A 23791-nucleotide genomic window follows, 5' to 3' on the forward strand; every position below is an offset into this window, starting at 1 on the left:
GTTATCAATGCATTTATGCTGATCTCCAATATCTGTATAACGCATACACTCAGCCGATTTTAATACTAGGACAGTTCACAATACTGGAGCAAGGTAGCAATAATGGACGACAATAAGCAAAGCAATGATCAAAATAATAAAAATATCGATACATCTATGAGCATAGATTTACAACGCCGATTACAGCAGCTATTGACAGACTTACAACTAGGTGACGCGCCAGCTGGTGGTGCTGTGGTTGTATATCAGGCAGGCGAATGTATTGCGCAGGCAAGTACAGGCATGGCGCGTTTGGATGCATCATGGCAGCCTAATACGCTCGCCATTAATTTTTCTACTGGTAAAGGCATCTTAGCGACGCTAGCGCATGTATTGGTTTCGCAGCAGCTGCTTGATTATGATGTGCCTATTGCTCAATATTGGCCAGAATTTTCTGCACAAGGTAAAGACAACATCACTTTGCGACAGGTGATGTCACATCAGGCTGATCTGTTTTCGATCACCAGTATCGATGTCGATAGTGACACAGTGCTTGATTGGCGCGCTATGCTGAGCCATATTGAAGAAATGCCTATCACAGCACCTGAGGACGCTGCCGCATATGGCAGCGCTTATAGCGCGTTGGTATATGGTTGGGTACTAGGCGGTGTGATAGAAGCCGTGACGCATATGTCCTTAGCCGAAGCATTACGTCAGTATCTGACCGAGCCTTTAGGTATTGCAGACAGTTGTTATTTTGGTGTGCCGGATAGCAAAGTAGATCAAGTAGCAAAGCTTGCCAAAGACTTTGAATCAACAAATGAGGATAGTGTACAACTGCGTAACAAGCGCCAAAAACCAACCTTAAAATCCGACTCACCAAGCACTTTACGTACTTATGCAAGTCTGCCTAGCTATCATTGCTGGCAACAAAAAATGCTAAATGATGAGCGTACAGCGGAAACGCAAAGTAGCCTTGATGACGATCTAGACAACAAAAATATTGATAACATACAACCTGTATTAAATACTGCGCGTATTAATAGCCTATATTTCAATACCAGCCAGCTCAATCTAAAAAACTATAAGGCAGCGCTCATTCCTGCCGGAAAACAAGCACTTGATTACCACAATCGCAAGACACTACAGGCAGTCATTCCTGCTGCTAATGGCGTCGCTTCAGCGGATGCGCTAGCCACTATCTATGCCATGTTGGCCAATGGTGGGGTTTGGCAAGGGCAGACGCTAATTGATAGTGCTACGTTTAAGCAGCTCTCCACAATACAAGTCACAGGCCTAGATGCTGTCATGCCAGCAACAATGCAGTGGCGATTGGGCTACCACAGATTATTCAGTATATGTAGTAGTAAAGATACTACCGATAATGGGATTGATCCAGCACTATCAGGGTTTGGGCACATGGGATATAACGGCTCAGTCGCTTGGTGTGATCCTACGCGTCAACTGTCATTTGCCTTTATCCACAACTTTGATACCACCATGCTCAATGATATCCGTCAGTTTGCATTGACAGAAGCGGTTTTGAGCTGGGTTGATGAAGTACGCTGATAAAAGCAGTTCTATAAATGAACTCACTTTATCCGTGATACTGGCATCATGAATGATTAATGATGCTCTTTTGGTGTCATTTTAAGTAGCCTTGTTGCGCTCAGACCATGGATGAAGATGGAGGTTAGAATCACAATCGAGCAGACAATCCAGAGTTTGAGTGCATCATCCTCAGCAAAGAAATCTGTGTTGAGCGCATAAGACAGATAGTACAAAGTACCAATACCGCGTATACCTAGTGCTGAAATTGCGTATTTTTCAGCACGGGGTAAATGAAGTCCTGATAAGGCGATAAACCCGCCAATTGGGCGTATGAGTAGTAGGAAAGTAAAGCTGACGACATAGACACGCCATGTGAGCTCAACACCAGCTTGCAAACCTTGACCCAAGAACATACCAAAAATAACCAGTACTAACGACATTAACAAACCTTCTGATTGCTCAGCAAAATCGTGTAGTTTTTGATGATAAGTGTGCTCACATTCTGAACGCCTGAATGCAAATGCAGCGACGAAGACAGCGATAAACCCATAACTGTGTACATACTCTGCGACACCATATGCCACCAAAGTCAAAGCAATAACCACATATCCTTGCGATATCGTGGTCTCACGGGTGTGTTTAGAAAACACCACTTTGGCCATCGCCTTGCCAACCAGCACACCAACCAAGACCCCTGCGCCAATCTTCCACAAAACATCATGGGTGAACCATGACCACAGCATCTCACTGGTAAAAGCTTTTCCCTCACTGAAAGCTTCCGCAATTTTAATCGCTAAGTAGACAAAAGGAAAAGCCAATCCGTCGTTTAACCCTGCTTCTGAAGTCAATGTGAAGCGGGGTGTGTCTTCTCTGCCAGTATTAGGTGGCCCCACCTGAATGCTAGAGGCCAGAACAGGGTCGGTAGGCGCCAATACCGCACCCAGCAAAATAGCAGCGCCGAGGCTCAAGCCAAAAGCATAATAGCCTAACCCTGCCATCGCAAAAATACCGATGGGCATCGTGATGAGCAAGAGCCTGACCGTGGGTCGCCATAGCCGCCAAGAAAATTCGGTGTCAATTTTGATACCCGCACCAACCAATGAGACCAAAATGACAATTTCAGTCAGTTTTTCGATGATTACCCCATTGTTGATAGGGTCTAAAAACGATAGAGACGTCCACCAGTAACCCATCATTAGACCGAAGCTCACTTGTAGCATAGGCAATGAGATCGAGGTACGTTTAAAGATAACAGGAAACAATGCCCCTAACAAAAAGGCGATACCGCAGATTAATAAAAATAAATTGTAGTTTTCAATCATAAGGTTTTCGCACGTTGTTGTATTTTAAGGATGAGTTTTAAAAGGTCGGCTGTCGATATTGATAATGGTCGGTATGGATGCTTAATATCTAGCCTGCAGTATGACTTATCATGACGATAAAAAAGAATTATTACCGAAAAAAATAGTTATCAGAACGACAGATGCGTTGTTTTTTGGTGAAAAAAAAGCCTGCATGGCGCAGGCTTGATAGATTTCTATAATTAAGTTACGAAAACGAAGGGTTTATATACAGTTCTTAGCGCTCAACTTGGCTTACGTCGCGTACAGCGCCAGTGTCCGCACTGGTAGTCATAGCTGCATAAGCGCGTAATGCTGGAGAAACGTGACGATCACGACTGACAGGTTTCCATGCATCGCGACCACGTGCTTCCATAGCTTCTCGGCGTGCGGCCAAGTCTGCATCACTGACTTGCATGTTGATAGTGCGATTTGGGATATCGATGTGAATGCTATCGCCTTCTTCAACTAGACCTATGGCACCGCCTTCAGCAGCTTCTGGGCTAGCATGACCGATTGATAGACCGGATGTACCACCAGAAAAACGACCATCAGTGAGTAGGGCGCATTCTTTACCCAGTCCTTTTGACTTCAGATATGTCGTTGGATAGAGCATCTCTTGCATACCAGGGCCACCTTTAGGGCCCTCATAGCGGATGATGACCACGTCGCCTGCAACGATTTGGTCAGCCAATACCGCAGCAACCGCATCATCCTGTGATTCAAAAATACGTGCGCGACCGGTAAAGGTTAAGATACTCTCATCGACACCAGCGGTTTTGACCACGCAGCCACGCTCGGCAATATTGCCATACAGTACAGCCAATCCACCATCTGCAGAGTAGGCATGTTCGGCACTACGGATACAACCTGACTCACGGTTGACATCAAGGTTTGACCACTCTTTTGATTGTGAAAATGCTTCGGTGGTGCGAACGCCACCCGGTGCAGCAAGGAAGCGCGCGCGTGCCTCATGGTTATCATGATTCATGATATCCCACTTATCAATCGCTTCTTTCATTGTCGTACTATGGATAGTCGGTACGTCAGTTTTTAACAATCCCGCACGATCAAGTTCAGCCAACAAAGCAAAGACACCGCCCGCACGATGCACGTCTTCCATATGGAATTTTTGTGAGGCAGGGGCTACTTTTGCTAGGCAGGGCACACCGCGGCTTAGACGGTCAATATCAGCCATTTTAAAATCAATCTCAGCTTCATTGGCCGCAGCAAGTAGATGCAAGATCGTATTGGTTGAACCGCCCATGGCAATATCTAAGCTCATGGCGTTCTCAAAAGCTGCCTTTGTCGCGATAGAGCGCGGCAATACCGAATCATCATCTTGCTCATAGCGGCGTTTCGCAAGCGAGACAATAGTGCGTCCCGCTTCTAAAAATAGCTCACGGCGTAGTGAATGAGTAGCGAGTAGCGAGCCATTACTCGGTAGGGCCAAGCCTAACGCCTCGGTCAAGCAGTTCATAGAGTTGGCTGTGAACATCCCAGAGCATGAACCGCAAGTCGGGCAGGCTGAGGCTTCAATAGCTGCTACGTCCTCATCACTAATGCTGTCGTCAGCGGCATCCATCATGGCATCGACAAGGTCAAGTTTACGAACGGCACTGCTATCACTACTATCGGTATTGTGGCTCTTACCAACGGTACTGGCTAGGATTTTGCCTGCTTCCATCGGGCCACCCGAAATAAATACCACGGGTATGTTAAGACGCATTGCCGCCATTAGCATACCGGGGGTGATCTTATCGCAGTTGGAAATACACACTAGCGCATCAGCACAGTGCGCATTGACCATATACTCGACCGAGTCAGCAATCAGGTCGCGACTTGGTAGCGAGTACAACATACCGCTATGACCCATCGCAATACCATCATCGACTGCAATAGTATTGAACTCTTTTGCAACGCCGCCAGCTTGCTCAATCTCACGTGCGACCAGTTGTCCAAGGTCTTTTAGATGCACATGGCCGGGTACGAATTGGGTAAAAGAGTTGGCAATCGCAATGATTGGCTTGCCAAAGTCGCCGTCAGTCATGCCAGTGGCACGCCATAATGCGCGCGCGCCTGCCATATTACGACCGCCGGTAGAGGTTTTTGAGCGATAATCCATGTGATATTCCTTACTAATAGGCGAGATTTTTTTGAGTGTGAACTCGCAAGTGTGATGCTTATAGTTTGCTTTTTATCTGATATGAAGACTAGTGAATAATACTAAGTCTTTACCATACCATTAGATATGAATAATTGAAAATAGCTTAGTAATGGTAATGGGTTTAATATGATAAAAGTACAATTAAGGCACTATTCAATGCGAGCTAAAATCGCTTTATCAAACCAAGGTAGTTCAGCTTTATCGGCTTCTAGCTTCAAAATAGCTGCCAGCGCATGGGTGGCCAAAAGCTGTTGATAGTCGCCACTTGCGTCAATCGTCAATAGCGATTCGGCAGGTAATGCTTGAGTATTGGCATTTTGCGCATCAATACTGATTAACGTCTGCTTATTATTTTTATAAAGAACGTCGACACGACCAAAAAACTGCCAGTCTTCAAAAGCGGCAATAATAGCGTCGGCGGCATCCTTAGTATAGATTTGCTGCGTCTCTTTGCCCGTATTGGTCCAATGCAACCGAACGGCTAACTGCAATGCCTCACTGAACACCACCAATGAACCAATGACTTTCACATGCCAAGGACTGGTCAACAGTTCCTCATCAATGCCAATCAATTTAGCCGCTTCGTGAGCTGACATAGGCGTATTGAATTGAAGCAGTAATTCAGGGGTGAGTGGATGCGACTGCTTGACGGCATCGTCTAAGCTATCGTAATGATAAAGAAAAGGCAGTGGCAAATCTTGCGTGACGGTCTTTTTGACAATTTTGCAGTTGTGTATCTGCCAGCTAATAGCTTTGTCAGTCAAGGCTTCTGCTAAGATAATAGCATTTGGGTCAATGGTTTGAGTACCGCTTTCACTCTCAATATCAGAGTGTTCTTCCTTATTATCAAGGGTTATAGCAGTATTATCCATATCTGGTTGAGTTGACAAAGTAGACGAATCCATAAACATAGCGTTGTTAAAATAGAGGGTTAATATAACATTTAAAAGGCATGACTCGCCAATAAATTAGTGGGATAAGCTAGGGAGTATACAGCTTGATTTTATCAACGACGGAAATGATAGCAACTTGTACTAAACTTATATTTCGTCCACTATATGACAAGCGCTCTAAACCATTTTAAAAGCTGTTAAGCATCCAACAATCAAATAATCAAAGGAAAAAATAATGACTGAAGTAAATCAAAAGACTGCTTATGACGACAATAATATTTTTGCCAAAATGTTAGATGGTGATATTCCATATCACAAGGTCTATGAAGACGATAAGACGCTTGCCTTTATGGATATCATGCCGCAAGCCGAAGGTCATGTATTGGTGATACCGAAGCAGAAAGCGGTAGATTTGGCAGATCTTGAGCCAGAGTATGCCGCTGCGGTATTAATGACGTCTAAAAAGGTCATGCAGGCCCAGCGTCAAGTGTTTGAACGTGAAGGCATTATCCAAATGCAGTTGAATGGTGCGGAAGCTGGTCAAACCGTATTTCATTATCATGTGCATCTGATTCCATCGAGCATTCATGAGTTAGGACGTCATGCAGTAACGCAGGCTAATCAAGGTGAGCTTGCAGACATTGCTCAGCGACTTGCTATGGTTATTAGTGCCGTCTGATATCGAGGCATAAATTGCTAGGATGATAGGTATATAAGATTGAAGGGCAACTAACAAGTTGCCTTTTTTATTGTCCAGTAATACTTGTGTAAGAATCGTTAAGTTATTGTTATAAATACGCGCCCGTTCTAGGGTTTAGGCAAAGATTATGTTACACAGTATCCTTGTTTAACACTACCAACATATTACTTGGCTATTATCAATCGGTATTACCACCGCCATGATGATTTAGCAGTCTCTATATTGATAGTTTTTATACTGATTATGTTTAGGGATATCGTTTTTATCTCCTGTTTTCTTGGCTTTGAGGATACCACTGCTTATGAGTAACGGTTCACGCTCTACCATTTTATTGCCCGTTTTTATACCTGCAGCGGTCATTATGCTGCTGCTAGTCATCGGTACCGCGATTGATCCTGAGGCAGCGGGTGCTCTGTTCAGTGATGTGCTTAGTTTTACGACTGAGACATTCGGCTGGTTTTATATGCTGGCAGTGGCCCTGTTTTTGATGTTTATTATTGTACTGGCGTTTTCGTCTTATGGCAGTATCAAGCTGGGCCCTGATCATGCTGAGGCGGAGTACGGATTCCTTGAATGGTTTGCCATGCTATTTTCGGCAGGCTACGGGATTGCGCTACTGTTTTATGGGGTAGCGGAACCAGTGATGCATTTTTCCAGTCCGCCAATGTCGGACCCGCAGACTATTGCCGCGGCAAAAGAGGCGATGCAAATTGCGTATTTCCACTGGGGTTTTCATATTTGGGCGATTTATGGTGTCGTTGGTTTATCACTGGCGTATTTTGCGTTTCGTCATGGTCTACCATTATCAATACGCTCGACACTGTATCCGATTATTGGTGACAGGATTCATGGCCCTATCGGTCATACGGTCGATGTGTTTGCGATATTGGGTACGATGTTCGGTATTGCTACCAGTTTGGGCTTGTCAGTATCGCAAATTAATGCGGGACTCAATTATCTGTTGCCAGATATCATTCCAGTGAATACGACCGTACAGGTGATTGCCATTGCCTTGGTGACAGCCGCGGCATTGGTATCGGTATTGGCAGGGATGGATAAGGGCGTAAAACGCTTATCTATTTTAAATATGCTATTGGCAACTGCGCTGATGCTATTTGTATTTGTTGTCGGTCCGACGATTTTTATCTTGAACGCCTTTATGGAAAATACGGGTAGCTATTTGGGTAATATCGTCGAGCGTACCTTTAGCTTACAGGCGTACGAAAATAGCGATTGGATCGGCAGCTGGACCTTGTTTATTTTTGCATGGACGATTGCATGGGCGCCTTTTGTGGGTCTGTTTATCGCCAAGATTAGCCGTGGTCGTACCATCCGTGAGTTCGTATTGGGTGTGATGCTCGTACCGACTTTCTTTACGTTCTTTTGGTTCTCGGTGTTTGGTGATACCGCGCTACACATGATTATGGTCGATGGTTATACCTCATTGATCAGTGAAGTACAAAACAACCAAGCGATTGCTCTGTTTAAGCTACTAGAGAACTTGCCATTTACTGAATTTGTGTCGTCATTGACCATTTTATTGATTATTACCTTTTTTGTGACGTCATCGGATTCTGGCTCGTTGGTGATCGATTCGCTAGCAGCTGGTGGTCGCAGTGATACGCCGTGGTGGCAGCGTAGCTTTTGGGTAGTGACCGAAGGCGCTGTGGCAGCCGTCCTACTGATTGCAGGTGGCCTAACGGCGCTACAAACGGCAGCTATCGTCAGTGCGTTACCGTTTGCGATTATCATTCTGATCTCAATGTTTGGTATGTGGCGTGCGCTGCGTATCGAAGGACATCGTAATCAGAGCCTTGGTAATGACAACAGACTGCCACCGCATCTACTTAAACCGTCTGCATGGCGCGAGCGTATCGACTATATGACCGACAAGCCAACGCGTGAAAAGGTCTTGAATTACATCAAAGAAGTGGTGATGCCTTCGATGATGGAAGTGTCGTCTAAATTTGCAGAAACTGGTTGGACGACTGAGGTCAACTATGACGCAGTCAATAACCGTGCGGTGCTTGAGTTACAACGTGGTGACGATGTCGAATTTTGGTATGAAGTGCGCCTATCTGAGCATGATGCGCCCGATTATTATACTGAAGACAGCGCAGATACTTTGCCACAAGAGCACCATCATCGTGCTGAGGTGTATCTACGCCGTGGTGGTCAGACGTATGATTTATACGGCTACAAATCTGAATCAGTGATTAATGACATCATCGATCAGTTCGAGAAGTATTTACATTTCCTCAATGTATCGCCTGATAGTCTACCGTGGCGCATGCAAGAGCATGATGATGACATCACGCTAGAGCAGGGCAGTGTGCTTGATAAATAATGCACGGCATGTATCAAAAATGACTAATGCTTATGCAAGCTATTCACGTTAATCGCTTGCAATAAGTGCAAGAATCCTTAGAATAACGGCTTGTTTTCCTTACAAATCAAGCCGTTTTTTTATGTCTATTGATTCTCCTGTTTTACCCTCGTCCTCGACTTTGTCTGACCATCCATTGTTGCAGCCATTGAATATAGGTGGTCTGACGATTGAAAACCGTTTGATGGTCGCACCGATGGCAGGTGTGACGGATAACCCTTTTCGCCGATTGTGCAAATCATTTGGCGCAGGTCATGCAGTTAGTGAGATGATCATCGCTGATACGGCACTTTATGCGCGCAAAAAATCCCTATATCGTGCCAACTTTGATAACGAGATTGCGCCTATTTCTGCACAGATAGCAGGCGCAGAACCAGAAAAATTGGCTGAAGCGGCTCGTTATCAAATCGATAATGGCGCGCAGATTATCGATATCAATATGGGCTGTCCTGCCAAAAAGGTTTGTCGTAAGCTGGCAGGCTCAGCGCTGCTACAAGATGAGGATTTAGTAGCAAGACTGCTTGATGCCGCTGTAAATGCTGTTGATGCGCCTGTGACATTAAAAACACGATTGGGGTTTGAAAATGGTCGTGAAAACATCCTACGAGTCGCCAAGCGGGCAGAGCAAGCAGGTATTGCCGCGATTGCCATCCATGGGCGTACGCGCGAAGATATGTATACGGGCGAGGCGCGTTACGAGTTAATACGCGAAGTCAAAGACAGCATTAGCATTCCTGTCATTGCCAATGGTGATATCGACAGCGCGCAAAAAGCGCAGCATGTTTATGAGATGACAGGCTGTGATGCAGTGATGATTGGGCGTGCCGCGCAAGGGCAGCCGTGGATATTTCGCGATATCGAGCATTTTTTGCGTACTGGCGAGCGTCTAGATGCCCCTAGTGTCAGTGAGATAAAAGAAATCGTACTGGCACATTTGCAAGAGCTGTATGACTTTTATGGCGAGTACTCTGGCTGCCGTATCGCCCGCAAGCATATTGCGTGGTATACGACAGGCATCCCCAACTCCAACGCCTTCCGTCAAGCGATGTATGGCGAGGAGAGTACCGCCGGACAGTTCCGCGTGGTTCAGAGTTTTTTGCAGACGTATGAGTAGTAATGGCCTGCACAGTTTCATCACGCTTATTATGAGCATAAATCACTGATACCTCTTTCAACTCTATTGATTCAATCTATGTTTTATCAATAGGGGCGGCTTCATTGAAAGGCATAGCATCAGGATTTTTCTCAGGTGTGGGCTTTTCTTTTTGCCAAGGGAATCGGCCTTCTAGCTCAACTTGTAGCGATAAGCTCAAAAACGTACGAATAAGCACGATAATACCCAACACCAAGACGCTGCGTAATGTCGGCTCTGTCACCACTGTTGCCATAATATCTGCAGCAATCAATACCTCAAGTCCCAAAAGAATGGATTTGCCAACGGTCTGCCTGATCTCTACGTAGGTATTGTGGTTCAGGCCGCCCGATATCCGAAATGCTTTGTAAAAAGCAAAGAGGAGTCCAAAAAACATAATCAAGACACCTATGACTTCGACTATCTTGGCAATCAAGTCAATATAGTGGGTTAAGTTTCCGATCAAAATAACGTCTCCTCTGTATCAGTCAGCAAAAAGTATGGCGCTAAACATCGTCACTATTATATGATGATATATCACTATAAACCCCTAAAACCGTCAAATTAACTATCAGCTACTGGTGTTTTGTTCACTGTATGCGATATTTTTTTGCTATGCTGTAAACGAATATTCATTGGTATAGGACAGACAAAAAGGACTTTTTATGGCTAATCCCTCGAAAAAAGCAATAACCAAAGCAGTAAAAGGTAAAAATATTATCATTACAGGCGCGTCAAGTGGTATTGGCGAGCGTACGGCTTTTTTATTAAGTGAGTGCGGGGCGCATGTTATTTTGTTGGCGCGTACTGAAGACAAACTAAAAACCGTCAAAGAAAATATTGAAATATTGGGTGGCAGGGCCAGTTATTATCCATGTGACCTTACCAATATGGATGAGATTGAAAAAACTAGCGAACAAATCCTTGCTGATTTTAAACATGTGGATGTATTGGTCAATAATGCTGGTCGTTCGATTCGCCGTTCAGTCCATGAGTCGGTCAACCGTTTTCATGACTTTGAGCGCACTATGGAGATCAATTATTTTGGCGCGGTCAAAATTATTCTTGGTTTCTTGCCGACGATGATTAGCCGCCAAACGGGTCAAGTTGTCAATATCTCGTCGATTGGTGTATTAGCCAACAGCCCTCGTTTTGCTGCGTATGTGGCGTCAAAATCTGCGCTAGATGCGTTTAGTCGTTGCTTAGCCGCGGAAGTCAAAGGCGATAATATCAAGGTCACCAATATCTTTATGCCCTTGGTACGTACCCCTATGATCGCCCCAACCAAGCTATACCGTTATATGCCAGCTTTGATGCCTGATGAAGCCGCATTAATGGTCGCAAAAGCGATTGTCCATAAGCCAAATAGTATCGCCAGTAATATGGGCAAATTTGCCTCAGCGACGTACTCGTTGGTGCCAGCATTTAACGTCGGTATTCAATCAATTGGTTATCGTATCTTTCCAAGTTCGACGGCGGCGCAAACGACGGATAGCAAGCCTAACTTTGCTCAGCGTGCCTTTGCCAGAATTCTCCCTGGTGAGCATCACTAAAATTGGCTTACTCTCAATTATTATGAAAACAAAAAAAGGATACGATGGTATCCTTTTTTAATGCTCTATCTATTTGTATTAATGCTCCTATAATATAGATAGGTAAGGCGTTAGTAGCCTTTTGTTCTTAGCAATTTACTTCGGTTAAAGTTTATTTGCCATAATGTAGCTTTCTACGCAAAAACTACACAATATAATTAGATATTTCTATTAAGTTATCATCAAGATCCCGAATATATACAGATATAATGTTTCCTGTAGCTCCAGTACGTTGAATTGGTCCTGCTTCAATATGGATATTAAAATCGTTTAGATGCTTAACGATCATTTCTAATGGAGTTTTTGCTATAAAGCATAGGTCAGCAGATCCTTTTGTTGGACACTTAGCCTTGGGTTCAAATTCTTTTCCTACTTGATGTAAGTTAATTTTTTGCTTACCAAACTTTAAGGCTTTACGACCATTCCCGAAAGAAACAACCTCAAAATTTAGAACTTGATTATAAAAATTACATGTTTTTTCAATATCTGAAACAGTTAAAACCAAATGATCTAAATGTGAAATTTCCATGCTGACTCTCAAAAAATTTATGGGGGAGATAGCGAATTACTTCATTCACCAAATTAAGTTATTTGACCCCTACTGTCAAATAGCTTAATTTGGTGCGTTTTAGCTATACCTCAACGGAACCAGTTATCTCACCCTTCAAACCTATTAATAGACTACTTAAAACAGACCGCTATCATGGAACCACTTATAACAGACTGGCGAAACCAACAAACCTTGCTTGGCTTTTCTATTGTCCAGCCTGTGAGTAACAATACTCGCAGGCTACAGTATCAGCGATAAACGGTTCTATAAAAAGTATCGCGATTCAGTACTTGATTTAAACAAACACTCGCCACAATATCCAAAATATACCTATCATCAAGACAGCGATAACGAGTAATCGTTTTAGCCAATAAGGGAGCAAAGGTTTCTTATAGCCCAAGTCATTTAGCTGACCATCGACACCATCTTGCAGGCTCTTAAATCCTTGGCTTTGCTTGGTGGTTTTGACACGATTTTTTACCAATGGTCCAGGTCCGTCATCGATCTCTTGCTCTCTATCGAAGCTAATGGCTTGATTGGGGATACCTTGTTTACTAGCGATGGTATTGAGCTTTTGCTGTTGTTTTACCTTTAGTGCTGTCTCATAGGCATCAATCCTAGTCTTGGCTTCATCCATACTGATGTTTTCGTCTGCCGCCAACGTTTTGATGGCCATTACCAAGTTGTTTTTTTCGACCATCATGATGACGTCTTTTGGCAACTTTGTATTGACCGGCTTTTTGCTAGGGTCGGGGTTAAACATGGCTGTCCTTATTACGGCGTATGCGTGTGAATGAGTAATAGGGTTTATTATAACCATTTTACACAAGCGATATTCAAACAAAAAAATACCGCGATCACATTGCGATCGCGGTATTTTGGTATTCATCTATGATTAGCATTTATGCCAATTTTGATAAATTATAGGTCTTTCCAGCGTTGGATAGATTCTTTGATGACTTCTTTCGCTTCCGCAACATCACCCCAAGATTCAACCACAGTAGTACCCGCTTTTTTCAGGTCTTTATAGTGGCTGAAATGGAACTCTAGTTGGTTGATTAACTGCTTTGGTAGGTCTTCTAGGCTATTGTAAGCATTACCTGTGTCACGGTCGTCAGCAGGTACGACAACGATTTTGTCATCCACTTCGCCATCATCAACAAACTTCATCACACCGATGACTTTTGCTTTTAGGAAAATACCTGTTGGTAGTGGCTGTTCAGTCAATAGCAATACATCAAGCTCATCGCCATCTTCGTCAAGTGTTTGCGGGATGAAACCATAGTTACATGGCTTAGCAAAAATCTGTGGGTCAATACGATCAAGCTCAAATACGGCCAATTCGCGATTCCACTCAATTTTATGGCTGCTACCAGCTGGGATCTCTACTACTACGTTGATGATACCGCCGTCTACGTCGCCTGCGTCCAAAATTTTATTAAAATCTGCCATGAAATACTCCAATTTGCTTTTGTTTTAGAGGTTTGAATGATTGATTTAGCTGGGGATACTGCAAAATTTTTGCCGCACCCGATTTGTACTGGGTGCGATTATAACAAGTTTGGTCTAAATTTTCTCTTAATGCTTAAGTCTAAGCGTGCAAGATATTATGCAAAAAAAGATTATGCAAAAATGGACTCAAAACTTACTTTGGCGCGATGGCTCGCAATTCAATCAGTCCAGCATGACGCTTGGCGATATTATCGATAAGTTTTTGGGTAACGATTTTATAGCTTAATGCGTCGCTGATTTGTTGAGTCGTTTTTGTTTCTGATTCTTTTTGCTCTGAATCTGTCTGCATGACTACAAAGTCAGACAGGCGCAACATCTGCATACCCTCATAACCGCAAGGATTGATGGCGTTGAATGCTGACAAATCACAGTCTAAGTTAATTGCGATACCATGATAGCTAAAGCCATGCTTAATCTTGAAGCCCAACGACGCTATTTTTCCAAGCATAATCTTATTATCAAAAGATTTGTTATCTAGCGAGTTGCTATTAGCATTGCTACTGTCATCCGCTACAGTGGGGTCAGAATACATGTAAACGCCAGGCGCATCACGGCGGGCGTGGGCACTGATATTGTCACGACTAGATGGCGAGCTATGCAGACAGTCATTAACGACGTCTTCGATCGCTTGCTCAGCGTGGGAGACCAGATGGCGTACACTCCAGCCCAAATTGTTTAAGTCAAACAACCAATAAAGGACCAGCTGTCCGTGACCATGCCAGGTTACCTGACCACCGCGATCGGTCTTGATGATAGGCGTGTCGGTGCGCTGCAATATGTGTTCTTCTTTGCCTGCTTGTCCAAGCGTATAAACATCGTTGTGATCAACGATCCATAACTCATCAGGCGTGCGTAGTCCTTGCTGTTTTTTTAGATCGATACGTTCGAGAGTACGTGACAGCATGGCATCGAGAGTGAGAACATAATCGGCTGCTGACAGAGATTTACTGATTAGCGTGTCATTGAGCGGTTGTGTGTCGTTTTGCATGAGCGTGTCTGTCTTATTATTGTTTGGTTTAAATATAGATAATGTCGATAGGTAGTGTAGCAGTTTTGGTGTCTATCGCTCAAAGTTTATCTGCAGTCTAGCATCGGATGTGGCATGTGAGTACCTATAGAAAATGTGCTAGAAAAAGTAAAACCATTTTAATATCATGGCTTTAGTAGGCGATTACAAACGCGGCAGTCAATGAAAGGTGCTGTTCATTGCACAGTTGATGCGCTACATTAAAGTATAATGAATGGAATCTGATGAAATTGACAGTCAGGGCAGGTTATTAAAGCGCGCGCCTGACTAGAAAGACAGCGCCTATAACCCAATATAATGTAGTGACTACACGATATATGAGTACATGTGACTACGACAAGGAAGACAAATGACAGATAGCAACCAACACGCCCATGAGCAGGCACCAACCGATGCAGGTTTTGCGCTGCAGCGTATGCCTGAAGCACTGAGTACCGCAAAAACCATCGATGAGATGAAATCTCAATTCTCACGTCTACAAACATTGAGCCGTACGCGGCCGATCAATGACTGGGGCACTCGTGAGACTCAACTAGACAATCTAGAAGTGATGCTGAGCGACAATCAAGAGAGCTTTGCAAAAGCAATCAGCGCAGACTTTGGGTATCGTAGTCAATCAGAGACTCAGTTTGCCGAGCTGTTTCCGAGTTTTACCGGTATCAGTCACGCCAAAAAACACGGCAAAAAGTGGATGAAAGCACACCGCGCGCCTATTTCAGCACTGTATATGCCAGCTCACAATGAGATTCAGCCGCAGCCATTGGGTGTGGTCGGTATTATGGTGCCGTGGAACTATCCACTGTTTTTGGCGATTGGTCCGATGATTGATGCAATCACCGCGGGTAATCGAATCATGGTCAAAATGAGCGAAGCCGCGCCGCAGTTTGCTCAGACATTTGCTGATGCCATTTCTCGTTATTTTTCGCCAGATATGATCTGTGTGGTACTGGGCGAGGTTGATATTGCTGCTGCCTTTAGTAAGTTGCCATTTGACCACTTGTTATACACGGGTTCGACTGCTGTAGGCAAAAAGGTGATGGCTGCCGCCGCGCCTAACTTGACACCAGTAACGCTTGAGCTTGGCGGTAAGTCACCAGTGATTGTATTGGATGATGCCAATCTAGAGTCGGTGGTCAACCGTGTCATGATGGGTAAAACACTAAATGCAGGTCAAACATGTATTGCCCCAGATTATGTATTGATTCAGCGTCAATATCATGACCAGTTTATCCACTTGGCAAAAGAGTGGATGGCTAAGCACTATCCCAATATCGAAAACAATCCAGACTATTCACGCATTATCAATGGTGAGCAGTTTAAACGGGTTAAGGGCTACTTAGACGCGCTAACAGGTGATGAGATACACGCACTTACTGCGGTTGAGCCCAATATCGAAACGCGTCTGATGCCACCTGTGATTGTGAGCGAGCCTGCGCCTGATAGCGATCTGATGCAAAATGAGATTTTTGCCCCGATTTTGCCACTGATGCATTATGAGACACTAGACGATGCGATCTATTTTGTGAACTCGCGTCCAAGGCCACTAGCGCTATACGTCTTTAGTGACAACTATAGTAGCATCGAAAACGTGCGTAACAACACGGTCTCTGGTGGTCTATGTATCAATGAAGTCATCATGCATGTCGCCCAGCATGACTTACCGTTTGGTGGGGTAGGTGACTCTGGTACAGGCGCGTACCATGGCAAAGCGGGCTTTGAGCGCTTGAGCCATATGAAACCTATCTTTGTACAGACCAAGCTAAATGGCCTCAATTTCTTATTGCCCCCTTATGGTGGACTGTTTAAAAAGGCGATGGCATTGTTTTTGAAATAATTGTCCTATGGAAGTTATTCAAAGATTGATTTTGAACTCTCTTCATTCGATACCATAATCTATAGTACCTATATCTATAGCATCTATCAAAATAGGTGCTATTTTTTTGTCCAAAAAATCAAAGGTTAGCATGGGGAAAAGATTTATTAATGATAGTGTTTATATCTGCATGGCCTGAAGCTCAATCATCTCAGTAATCGATAAATAAGCATTTGTTATTACTCCTATAAGTCGCTACACTTTGTAGTAAGCCTAAACAACAGTGGATGATTCATAGATGTTATGAATCAACATGGTATCGTGAAATTCTGTGGTTTTGATGCTTCTTTCATGCCAGTAAAAAACAATAAATAGGACAGAACATGCGCCAATGGATTGCATTAAGTTTACTGTGTATGAGCGCGTTGTTGCTGCCTGTATCAGCATCCGCAGCTTGTGAGTCACCGATCAAGTTTGGCGCACTGACGTGGGAGAGCGGACAGTTTACCTCTGGGGTGCTTAAGTATATTGCTGAAGATGGTTATGGTTGCACGGTAGAAGAAGTGCCAGGAGCAGGACCTGCGCTTGAGACAGCATTGTCACAAAACGACATTCAGATCATTGGTGAGCAGTGGATTGGACGCTCGCCAATTATGGAAAAAGCCATTGAGCAGAATAAAGTGGCTGTCATTGGCGATACGCTAAAAGGCGGTGCGACCCAAGGGTGGTATGTTCCAAAATATGTATTAGAAGAAAACCCAGGGCTACGTCGTTATCAAGACCTACCCAAATATGCCCAGCTATTCAAAGACCCTGAAGATCCGAGCAAATCTCGCTTTATGAATTGTCCCTCTGGCTGGACCTGTGAGATTTTTAATACGCGTCTGCTAAAAAATACGGGGCTTGATAGTATTTTTAACAATGCTCATCCCGGTACGGGCGCTGCGCTCGATGCCGAAATCGCCTCTGCTTTTGAGCAGCACAAGCCGCTATTGTTTTACTACTGGCAGCCTACGGGCCTAATGGCAAAGTATGATTTTGCTGCTTTAGAGTTCCCAGATCACAAAGATGCCTGCTGGCAAGACCTATTACTCGCTGACGGTACATCTGATTGTGTATCTGGTTTTCCAGTATCGCCTCTTGGTATTGCCGTATCTACCCCATTTATCGAATCCAATCCTGAGCTAGCAGAGGTCTTCAAAAAGGTACAGTTTACGCCTGATGAGCTGAACGGTGCAATCTTAGAGATGAGTGAAACGAAGCGTAGTGGCGATGAGCAAGCGTTGGCGTTTTTGCGTGATAACCCAAATGTTTGGAAAGGATGGTTGTCTGAAGACGCTGCCACTAATCTTGCGACTAAGCTAGGCGTTAGCTTAAACGGTGCTGTTATCAGTGCTGATCCAGCTGTCTCTAGTAGTGATCAGTCAGCACTCTCATCCAGCTTCCCTTCGTGGTCGCTTGAGACCCCGCTTAACAATGCCTTATCAAGCGTCGTCCAAAACTATGGAGACGTATTTCGTACTATTAGCACGGTGACACTCACGTATTTGCTTTTACCCATTGAGCGATTATTAACGATTATTCCACCTTGGCTCATTATCGCGTTTGTGACGGTGCTTGCTTGGTTTGGTGTACGCAAGATTTGGTTTGCGTTGGCATGTGGTGCGGGGCTTTTCTTGATTGGTGCTTTTGGGTTATGGGTCGCGCTGATTGATACTTTGGCGTTACTCATCGTGTCAGTATTAGTCACAGTGGTGATCGGTATTCCTATCGGTATTGCCATGTCAGGTAGCAAGCTACTACGCAAGATTGTGACGCCAGTACTCGATGTGATGCAGACGATGCCAAGCTTTGTGTATCTCATCCCCGTGCTGATGCTGTTTGGTATTGGTAAAGTGCCTGCACTCTTTGCAACGGTTATTTATGCGCTGCCGCCACTGATTCGTCTAACAACGCTGGGTATTACCCAAGTGAATCACGAAATGGTCGAAGCAGGTCGCTCTTTTGGTAGTACGCATTTACAGCTGCTCATTTGGATCAAACTGCCACAGGCACTACCTAGTATCATGGCAGGTATTAACCAAGCGGTGATGATGTCGCTTGCTATGGTAGTACTGGCGTCGATGATTGGTGCTCCAGGCCTTGGTGAAGATGTATTGCAATCTATCCAAACGCTCAATATCGGGCAAGGCTTACAAGCAGGTACGGCTATCGTCATCGTCGCCATTATCATTGACCGCATCACCCAAGCCTTTGGTCAAGGGAAACGCGCTCGTCAAAAAACGATCGAAGCAGGCAGACGCCCGATTGGGTAGTAATGCGTCCAGTAATCAATGAGTAAAGCCAGCATAAAAAATTAGGCAAATAGTGAGAATAATGATGAATCATATCCAGCTAAAAAATATCAGTAAAATCTATAATGCCAATAGTACGCAAGCCCAGTCTGCATTGACATTATTGGCTGAGGGTATGGATAGCGTTGCAGTCAAAGAACAAACTGGCTACTCAGTTGGGCTCTATGATGTCAATTTGAATATCAAGGCAGGCGAGCTACATTGCATCATGGGATTATCAGGTTCTGGCAAGTCGACCTTGATACGTCATCTCAACCGCTTGATTGATCCAACCAGCGGTGAGATATGGGTTAATACTACGGTCAATACCAAAACGCACGTCAAAGATAATCCGCAGGCAAACACTGCGCCAGTAGACGAAAGCTCATCTAACGCTATCAATATTTTAGAACTCAATGATAAACAGTTGCAGCACTATCGGCAGCAAACGGTCAGTATGGTGTTTCAACATTTTGGCTTAGTGCCACACATGACCGTGATGCAAAATGTCGCTTATGGTCTACGCGTGCGCAAGATGAGTGTGAGCGAGCGTCACGAGATCGCGCGTTACTGGCTGAACGAAGTAGGCCTTACCAATTCAGAGTACAGCTACCCTGATGAGTTATCTGGCGGTATGCAGCAGCGAGTTGGGCTGGCTCGAGCCTTAGCAACGGACAATCCCATCTTATTAATGGATGAGGCATTCTCTGCGCTTGATCCGCTTATTCGCGCCCAGTTGCAAGATCAATTGCTTGCATTACAAGATCGACTCAATAAGACCATTGTTTTTATTACCCATGATATTGATGAGGCAGTCAAAGTCGGCCAGCGCATCAGTATATTAAATGGTGGACGCTTAATACAGACAGGTACGCCAAGCGACTTACGACACAATCCTGCCGACGACTATGTTGAGCAATTTATGAGTGCAAAAGCGTGATATGCACTGATTATTGTATTGAAGCGCCCTCTATATCAGGACTCTTACTATCCTGTTAAATAAGTGTAGCTATCGACAGCTTACTATTAAAGTAGGCTCCAATAGCGTTGTATACTATTAAGTCAAACTAATGCGTCTCAACGATCTGAATCATTTTCTCTCCACTATTTTCAAAGTCTTATCTCTTTAACTTGAATTCCTTCATAATAGACTTTTGAGCCATTTACTCGCTCATGGTTGCCAAAACTCGTACCATCCGTAACAAGGACACGTCATGTCATATAAAAACAATCAAAAAAATAGTAGTCATGAAGAAACTAAGAAACCTCGCTCATCAAGCTGGCTAAAAAACGTTAGCGCCTTTAGCATGACGACAGTGCTGAGTGCAAGCATATTAGTCGCCTGTGGCCAGATGAGCAATGCAGAAAGCAGCGCAAGCAGTAGTACCAAATCAGGTAGTCAAAATACTGGCATCACCAGCTCGCGTGACATGTTGCCCTCTGATATGCTCAAACAAATGCAAGCATTGCCGCAGCTAACAAAAGGCTTAGGCGACACAGGTGCGGCAGTGATTGATCCTAATAAGCCTACTTTAGTAAAATTTTGGGCGAGTTGGTGCCCGTTATGTTTGGGTACATTAGAGGAGACTGAGACGTGGCGCACTGATCCTAAATTTTCAGGCTTAAACGTGGTGACAGTCGCCAGCCCCGGTCATCTTAATGAAAAAGCTGATGGTGAGTTTAGTACTTGGTATGCGGGCGTACAGGCTGACTACCCAAACTTGCCTGTCTTGACTGACCCCTCAGGTGAACTTATCAATAAGCTTGGCGTGCAAGTTTATCCAAGCTGGGCTATCCTTGATAAAAATGGCAATCTGGTACACTTGGTAAAAGGTAACATATCAGCAGAGCAGGCTTATGCACTTGCCGAAAATGCAGATAATGACTTTGCTGAGCTCAAAGCAGGTAACGCTAAACCTGCCAATGCACAAGCATCAGACAACAACAAAATTGAAGCCATCCAGCAAAAAGATGGCGTGTATTACAATGAGACAGGCAGACCAATCAACACCCGCTCAATCTACCTTGCAGGGGGCTGTTTTTGGGGTGTTGAAGCTTATATGGAGCGCGTCGACGGCGTTGTTGATGCCGTATCAGGTTACGCTAATGGCGATACAGCCAATCCAAGCTATGAGCAAGTCATTCGTGGCTCAGGACATGCAGAAACCGTAAAAGTTACCTATGATGCCGACAAAACAGACCTCGATACCATCTTAAAATATTATTTCCGAGTGGTTGATCCAACAAGCTTAAATAAGCAAGGCAATGATCGCGGCGTCCAGTATCGCTCAGGTGTGTATTACACTGACAAAGAAGATAAAGCGGTGATTGATGCTGCGCTCAAGCGTGTACAAAGCAAATACGAGCAAAAAGTTGTGGTCGAGAACGAGCCCTTAGATAATTTCTATTTGGCTGAGATGTACCATCAAGATTATCTGGCAAAAAATCCAAACGGCTATTGTCATATTGATTTAAGTCTTGCTGATGATAAGCCTGAAGGGGCAGCTCGTACCAAACTTGCGCCAGCTAATACGGTCGCTGAGACGTTAGATCCCAAGCGCTATGCTAAGTTTGATAAAGATGCGCTAAAGAATACATTGACCAAAGCGCAGTACAATATCACGCAAGAGGCTGGGACGGAGCGCGCCTTTAGTCATGAATATGATGATTTATTTGCGCCTGGTATTTATGTTGACGTGGTCAGTGGTGAGCCGTTGTTTTTGTCGACGGACAAATACCAATCAGGATGCGGCTGGCCCAGCTTTACTAAGCCTATTGATATGCAAGTGATTACCCAGCATCAGGATAATGCCTTTAATATGGTACGTACTGAAGTTCGTTCCCGCGTGGCTGACTCGCATTTGGGCCATGTCTTTCCTGATGGTCCAAAAGACCGTGGCGGGCTGCGTTATTGTATCAATGGCGGGGCGCTACAGTTCATCCCAGTGAGTGTGATGCCGCAATCAGGCTATGCACCATTAGTAAAACTGGTGAAATCATAGTCGTTTTATTGTCACCTTTGAATAAACAAAAAAGACGTTAAGTTCAATCTTAGCGTCTTTTTTGTTTCATGTACTGTTAGATATTTGATTATCATTTTCGCTAGTTGTACGAATTTTGCTGCAATCTAACGCGAATTCTGACATCAATACCAAACTTCGTTATACTTGATGGTTTATTGGTGATGCACACTCTATGAGTGTCTATTATTTATTATCCAGATAGCATTTATTATTCAGACATAAGGTCGCTTGGTCGTTTCGGTGACACTTGTTTCTCATTTCTGCACTTTTAAGGCCATAGCATGACTGCTACCTATTCACCCATTATTACCTCACTGCTCGATAATGATTTGTACAAATTTACGATGTTACAAGCCATGCTGCATCAGTTTCCACAGACACATGGCGTGTATCGTTTTCGCTGCCGCAATAATAAAGAGTCGGCCTATCCATTGGCCGATATTCAAAAAGATCTAGAGCAGCAATTAGACAGCCTGTGTGAGCTGCGTTTTTTGCCGGATGAGTTGGACTACCTTCGTAGTTTGCGCTTTATGCGTTCAGACTTTGTCGATTATCTTGAATTATTTAAGTTAAAACGCCGGTTTATTACAGTCAGTACCGATGAAAAAGGTCGTTTATCTATCGATATCGAAGGACCGATGATTCAGGCAATGTTCTTTGAAGTATTTGTACTGGCTATCGTCAATGAGCTTTATTTTAATGCGTTATCGAACGATAGTGTGATTGAAGAAGGGCAACGTCGCCTTGATGGAAAAGTAGCGCTGTTGCATAAATATGCCCTAGAGCAGGCAAAATATGGGCGTGATATACCGCCATTTATCGTCGCTGATTTTGGGACGCGTCGACGCTTTAGTAAACGCTGGCAGGCACATGTGGTGGAGACATTACATAAAGCTGAGCCAAAAATCGTGGGCGGTACATCCAATGTATATCTGGCAAAACAGCTAGGAATGACGCCGATAGGCACGATGGCACATGAGTTTATGCAAGCATTTCAGGCATTAGATGTGCGTTTGCGTGATTCACAAAAGGCCGCGCTTGAAGCGTGGGTGCATGAGTATCGTGGCGATTTGGGTATTGCATTGACAGACGTGGTCGGTATGGATGCGTTCTTGCGCGACTTTGATTTGTATTTTGCCAAGCTCTTCGATGGGCTGCGTCACGATAGTGGCGACCCTTATATCTGGGGTGATAAGGCAGTGGCACATTATGAAAAGCTAAAGATAGATCCAAAGACAAAGATTTTGACTTTCAGTGATGGGCTGGATTTAGAAAAAGCGTGGGAGCTGCATCAATACTTCAAAGATCGTATTAGAACCAGCTTTGGCATTGGCACCAATTTGACCAATGACATGGGCATCACACCGATTAATATCGTGCTTAAATTGGTGGAGTGCAATGGTCAGCCAGTGGCCAAGCTGTCTGATAGCCCAGGCAAGACCATGATTAATAATGACACGTATCTTGCCTATCTACGCCAAGTCTTTGAAGTTGATGAGCCTGAATAACCTAACTATCCGTGCTGCTAGTAGATTTTTCTTCGGCGAAGGCTGCATCCAATGCTTGCTGTACAGCATTGATACGAGTCTCACAAATGCGATAAGCCGCAATAGATTCTTCAACCGTAGTCATTAAGTTATCAATATCAGGCTCGTCTTGCTGCTGCAGTTCAGTCGCATTAGTTTTTAAAATATCGTAAGCCGCCTTAAAGGTTTTTGGGGCGGCTTTTTTGCGTCTACGAGTAGGGGTGGTCATAAAATTTCCTAATTTTTAAAGGTAAGTAGATAAGTAGT

General features: G+C 44.2%; 19 protein-coding genes. 10 read left to right on the forward strand and 9 right to left on the reverse strand.

Annotated elements, in window-relative coordinates:
* The first annotated feature begins 156 nt into the window (after window positions 1–156).
* Window positions 157–1548, forward strand: a complete 1392-nt coding sequence (locus I3255_RS05175; protein WP_238037781.1) for a serine hydrolase domain-containing protein — start codon at window positions 157–159, stop codon at window positions 1546–1548.
* 56 nt (window positions 1549–1604) lie between these two features.
* Here I3255_RS05175 and I3255_RS05180 read toward each other — a convergent pair whose 3' ends face one another.
* The 3 genes from I3255_RS05180 to I3255_RS05190 form a co-directional block, all read right to left on the reverse strand.
* On the reverse strand, window positions 1605–2852 hold the full coding sequence (locus I3255_RS05180) for a cation:proton antiporter (RefSeq protein WP_238037542.1): 1248 nt from the start codon (window positions 2850–2852) through the stop codon (window positions 1605–1607).
* Between the two features lie 256 nt (window positions 2853–3108).
* Window positions 3109–4995, reverse strand: coding sequence for a dihydroxy-acid dehydratase (gene ilvD, locus I3255_RS05185; protein WP_238037544.1), 1887 nt, complete (start codon window positions 4993–4995; stop codon window positions 3109–3111).
* 191 nt (window positions 4996–5186) lie between these two features.
* Window positions 5187–5927, reverse strand: coding sequence for a hypothetical protein (locus tag I3255_RS05190; protein ID WP_238037546.1), 741 nt, complete (start codon window positions 5925–5927; stop codon window positions 5187–5189).
* A 238-nt stretch (window positions 5928–6165) separates the two neighbouring features.
* On the opposite strand from I3255_RS05190, the gene I3255_RS05195 reads away from it, so the two are divergent.
* The 3 genes from I3255_RS05195 (at window position 6166) to dusB (ending at window position 10130) form a co-directional block, all read left to right on the forward strand.
* Window positions 6166–6609, forward strand: a complete 444-nt coding sequence (locus I3255_RS05195) for an HIT domain-containing protein (RefSeq protein ID WP_238037548.1) — start codon at window positions 6166–6168, stop codon at window positions 6607–6609.
* 322 nt (window positions 6610–6931) lie between these two features.
* A complete protein-coding gene (locus tag I3255_RS05200; RefSeq protein WP_201600925.1) occupies window positions 6932–8977 on the forward strand; it encodes a BCCT family transporter in 2046 nt (681 codons plus the stop codon).
* A 121-nt stretch (window positions 8978–9098) separates the two neighbouring features.
* Window positions 9099–10130 carry a tRNA dihydrouridine synthase DusB gene (gene dusB / locus I3255_RS05205; protein ID WP_238037550.1) on the forward strand — a complete coding sequence of 344 codons (1032 nt, stop codon included), beginning with the start codon at window positions 9099–9101 and terminating at the stop codon, window positions 10128–10130.
* Between the two features lie 76 nt (window positions 10131–10206).
* On the opposite strand, the gene I3255_RS05210 is transcribed toward dusB, so the two are convergent.
* Window positions 10207–10614, reverse strand: a complete 408-nt coding sequence (locus I3255_RS05210; protein ID WP_238037552.1) for a DUF1622 domain-containing protein — start codon at window positions 10612–10614, stop codon at window positions 10207–10209.
* Window positions 10615–10813: 199 nt separating this feature from the next.
* On the opposite strand from I3255_RS05210, the gene I3255_RS05215 reads away from it, so the two are divergent.
* Window positions 10814–11701, forward strand: a complete 888-nt coding sequence (locus I3255_RS05215) for an SDR family NAD(P)-dependent oxidoreductase (protein ID WP_201600931.1) — start codon at window positions 10814–10816, stop codon at window positions 11699–11701.
* A 184-nt stretch (window positions 11702–11885) separates the two neighbouring features.
* Here I3255_RS05215 and I3255_RS05220 read toward each other — a convergent pair whose 3' ends face one another.
* The 4 genes from I3255_RS05220 to lipB form a co-directional block, all read right to left on the reverse strand.
* On the reverse strand, window positions 11886–12269 hold the full coding sequence (locus I3255_RS05220) for a VOC family protein (RefSeq protein ID WP_238037554.1): 384 nt from the start codon (window positions 12267–12269) through the stop codon (window positions 11886–11888).
* Window positions 12270–12585: 316 nt separating this feature from the next.
* Complete coding sequence (locus tag I3255_RS05225) at window positions 12586–13053, reverse strand: hypothetical protein (protein WP_201600932.1); 468 nt, start codon at window positions 13051–13053, stop codon at window positions 12586–12588.
* A 158-nt stretch (window positions 13054–13211) separates the two neighbouring features.
* Window positions 13212–13742, reverse strand: coding sequence for an inorganic diphosphatase (locus I3255_RS05230; RefSeq protein WP_057759479.1), 531 nt, complete (start codon window positions 13740–13742; stop codon window positions 13212–13214).
* A gap of 193 nt (window positions 13743–13935) precedes the next feature.
* On the reverse strand, window positions 13936–14790 hold the full coding sequence (lipB, locus tag I3255_RS05235; RefSeq protein WP_238037555.1) for a lipoyl(octanoyl) transferase LipB: 855 nt from the start codon (window positions 14788–14790) through the stop codon (window positions 13936–13938).
* 454 nt (window positions 14791–15244) lie between these two features.
* On the opposite strand from lipB, the gene I3255_RS05240 reads away from it, so the two are divergent.
* The 5 genes from I3255_RS05240 (at window position 15245) to pncB (ending at window position 23506) form a co-directional block, all read left to right on the forward strand.
* A complete protein-coding gene (locus tag I3255_RS05240) occupies window positions 15245–16663 on the forward strand; it encodes a coniferyl aldehyde dehydrogenase (RefSeq protein WP_238037783.1) in 1419 nt (472 codons plus the stop codon).
* A gap of 362 nt (window positions 16664–17025) precedes the next feature.
* The gene (locus tag I3255_RS05245) at window positions 17026–18957 is read left to right on the forward strand and encodes a glycine betaine ABC transporter substrate-binding protein (RefSeq protein WP_238037557.1); all 1932 of its coding nucleotides are present in this window, start codon (window positions 17026–17028) and stop codon (window positions 18955–18957) included.
* A gap of 64 nt (window positions 18958–19021) precedes the next feature.
* A complete protein-coding gene (locus tag I3255_RS05250) occupies window positions 19022–19915 on the forward strand; it encodes an ATP-binding cassette domain-containing protein (RefSeq protein WP_238037786.1) in 894 nt (297 codons plus the stop codon).
* A 274-nt stretch (window positions 19916–20189) separates the two neighbouring features.
* Complete coding sequence (msrAB, locus tag I3255_RS05255; protein ID WP_238037558.1) at window positions 20190–21977, forward strand: bifunctional peptide-methionine (S)-S-oxide reductase MsrA/peptide-methionine (R)-S-oxide reductase MsrB; 1788 nt, start codon at window positions 20190–20192, stop codon at window positions 21975–21977.
* A 302-nt stretch (window positions 21978–22279) separates the two neighbouring features.
* Window positions 22280–23506, forward strand: coding sequence for a nicotinate phosphoribosyltransferase (gene pncB, locus I3255_RS05260; protein ID WP_238037561.1), 1227 nt, complete (start codon window positions 22280–22282; stop codon window positions 23504–23506).
* 1 nt (window position 23507) lies between these two features.
* On the opposite strand, the gene xseB is transcribed toward pncB, so the two are convergent.
* Window positions 23508–23753: an exodeoxyribonuclease VII small subunit gene (gene xseB, locus I3255_RS05265; protein ID WP_238037564.1), complete on the reverse strand. Its 246-nt coding sequence runs from the start codon at window positions 23751–23753 to the stop codon at window positions 23508–23510.
* Window positions 23754–23791 lie beyond the last annotated feature (38 nt).

Origin of the sequence: Psychrobacter sp. Ps6 (assembly GCF_022129235.1) — a bacterium.
Classification (GTDB): Bacteria; Pseudomonadota; Gammaproteobacteria; order Pseudomonadales; family Moraxellaceae; genus Psychrobacter.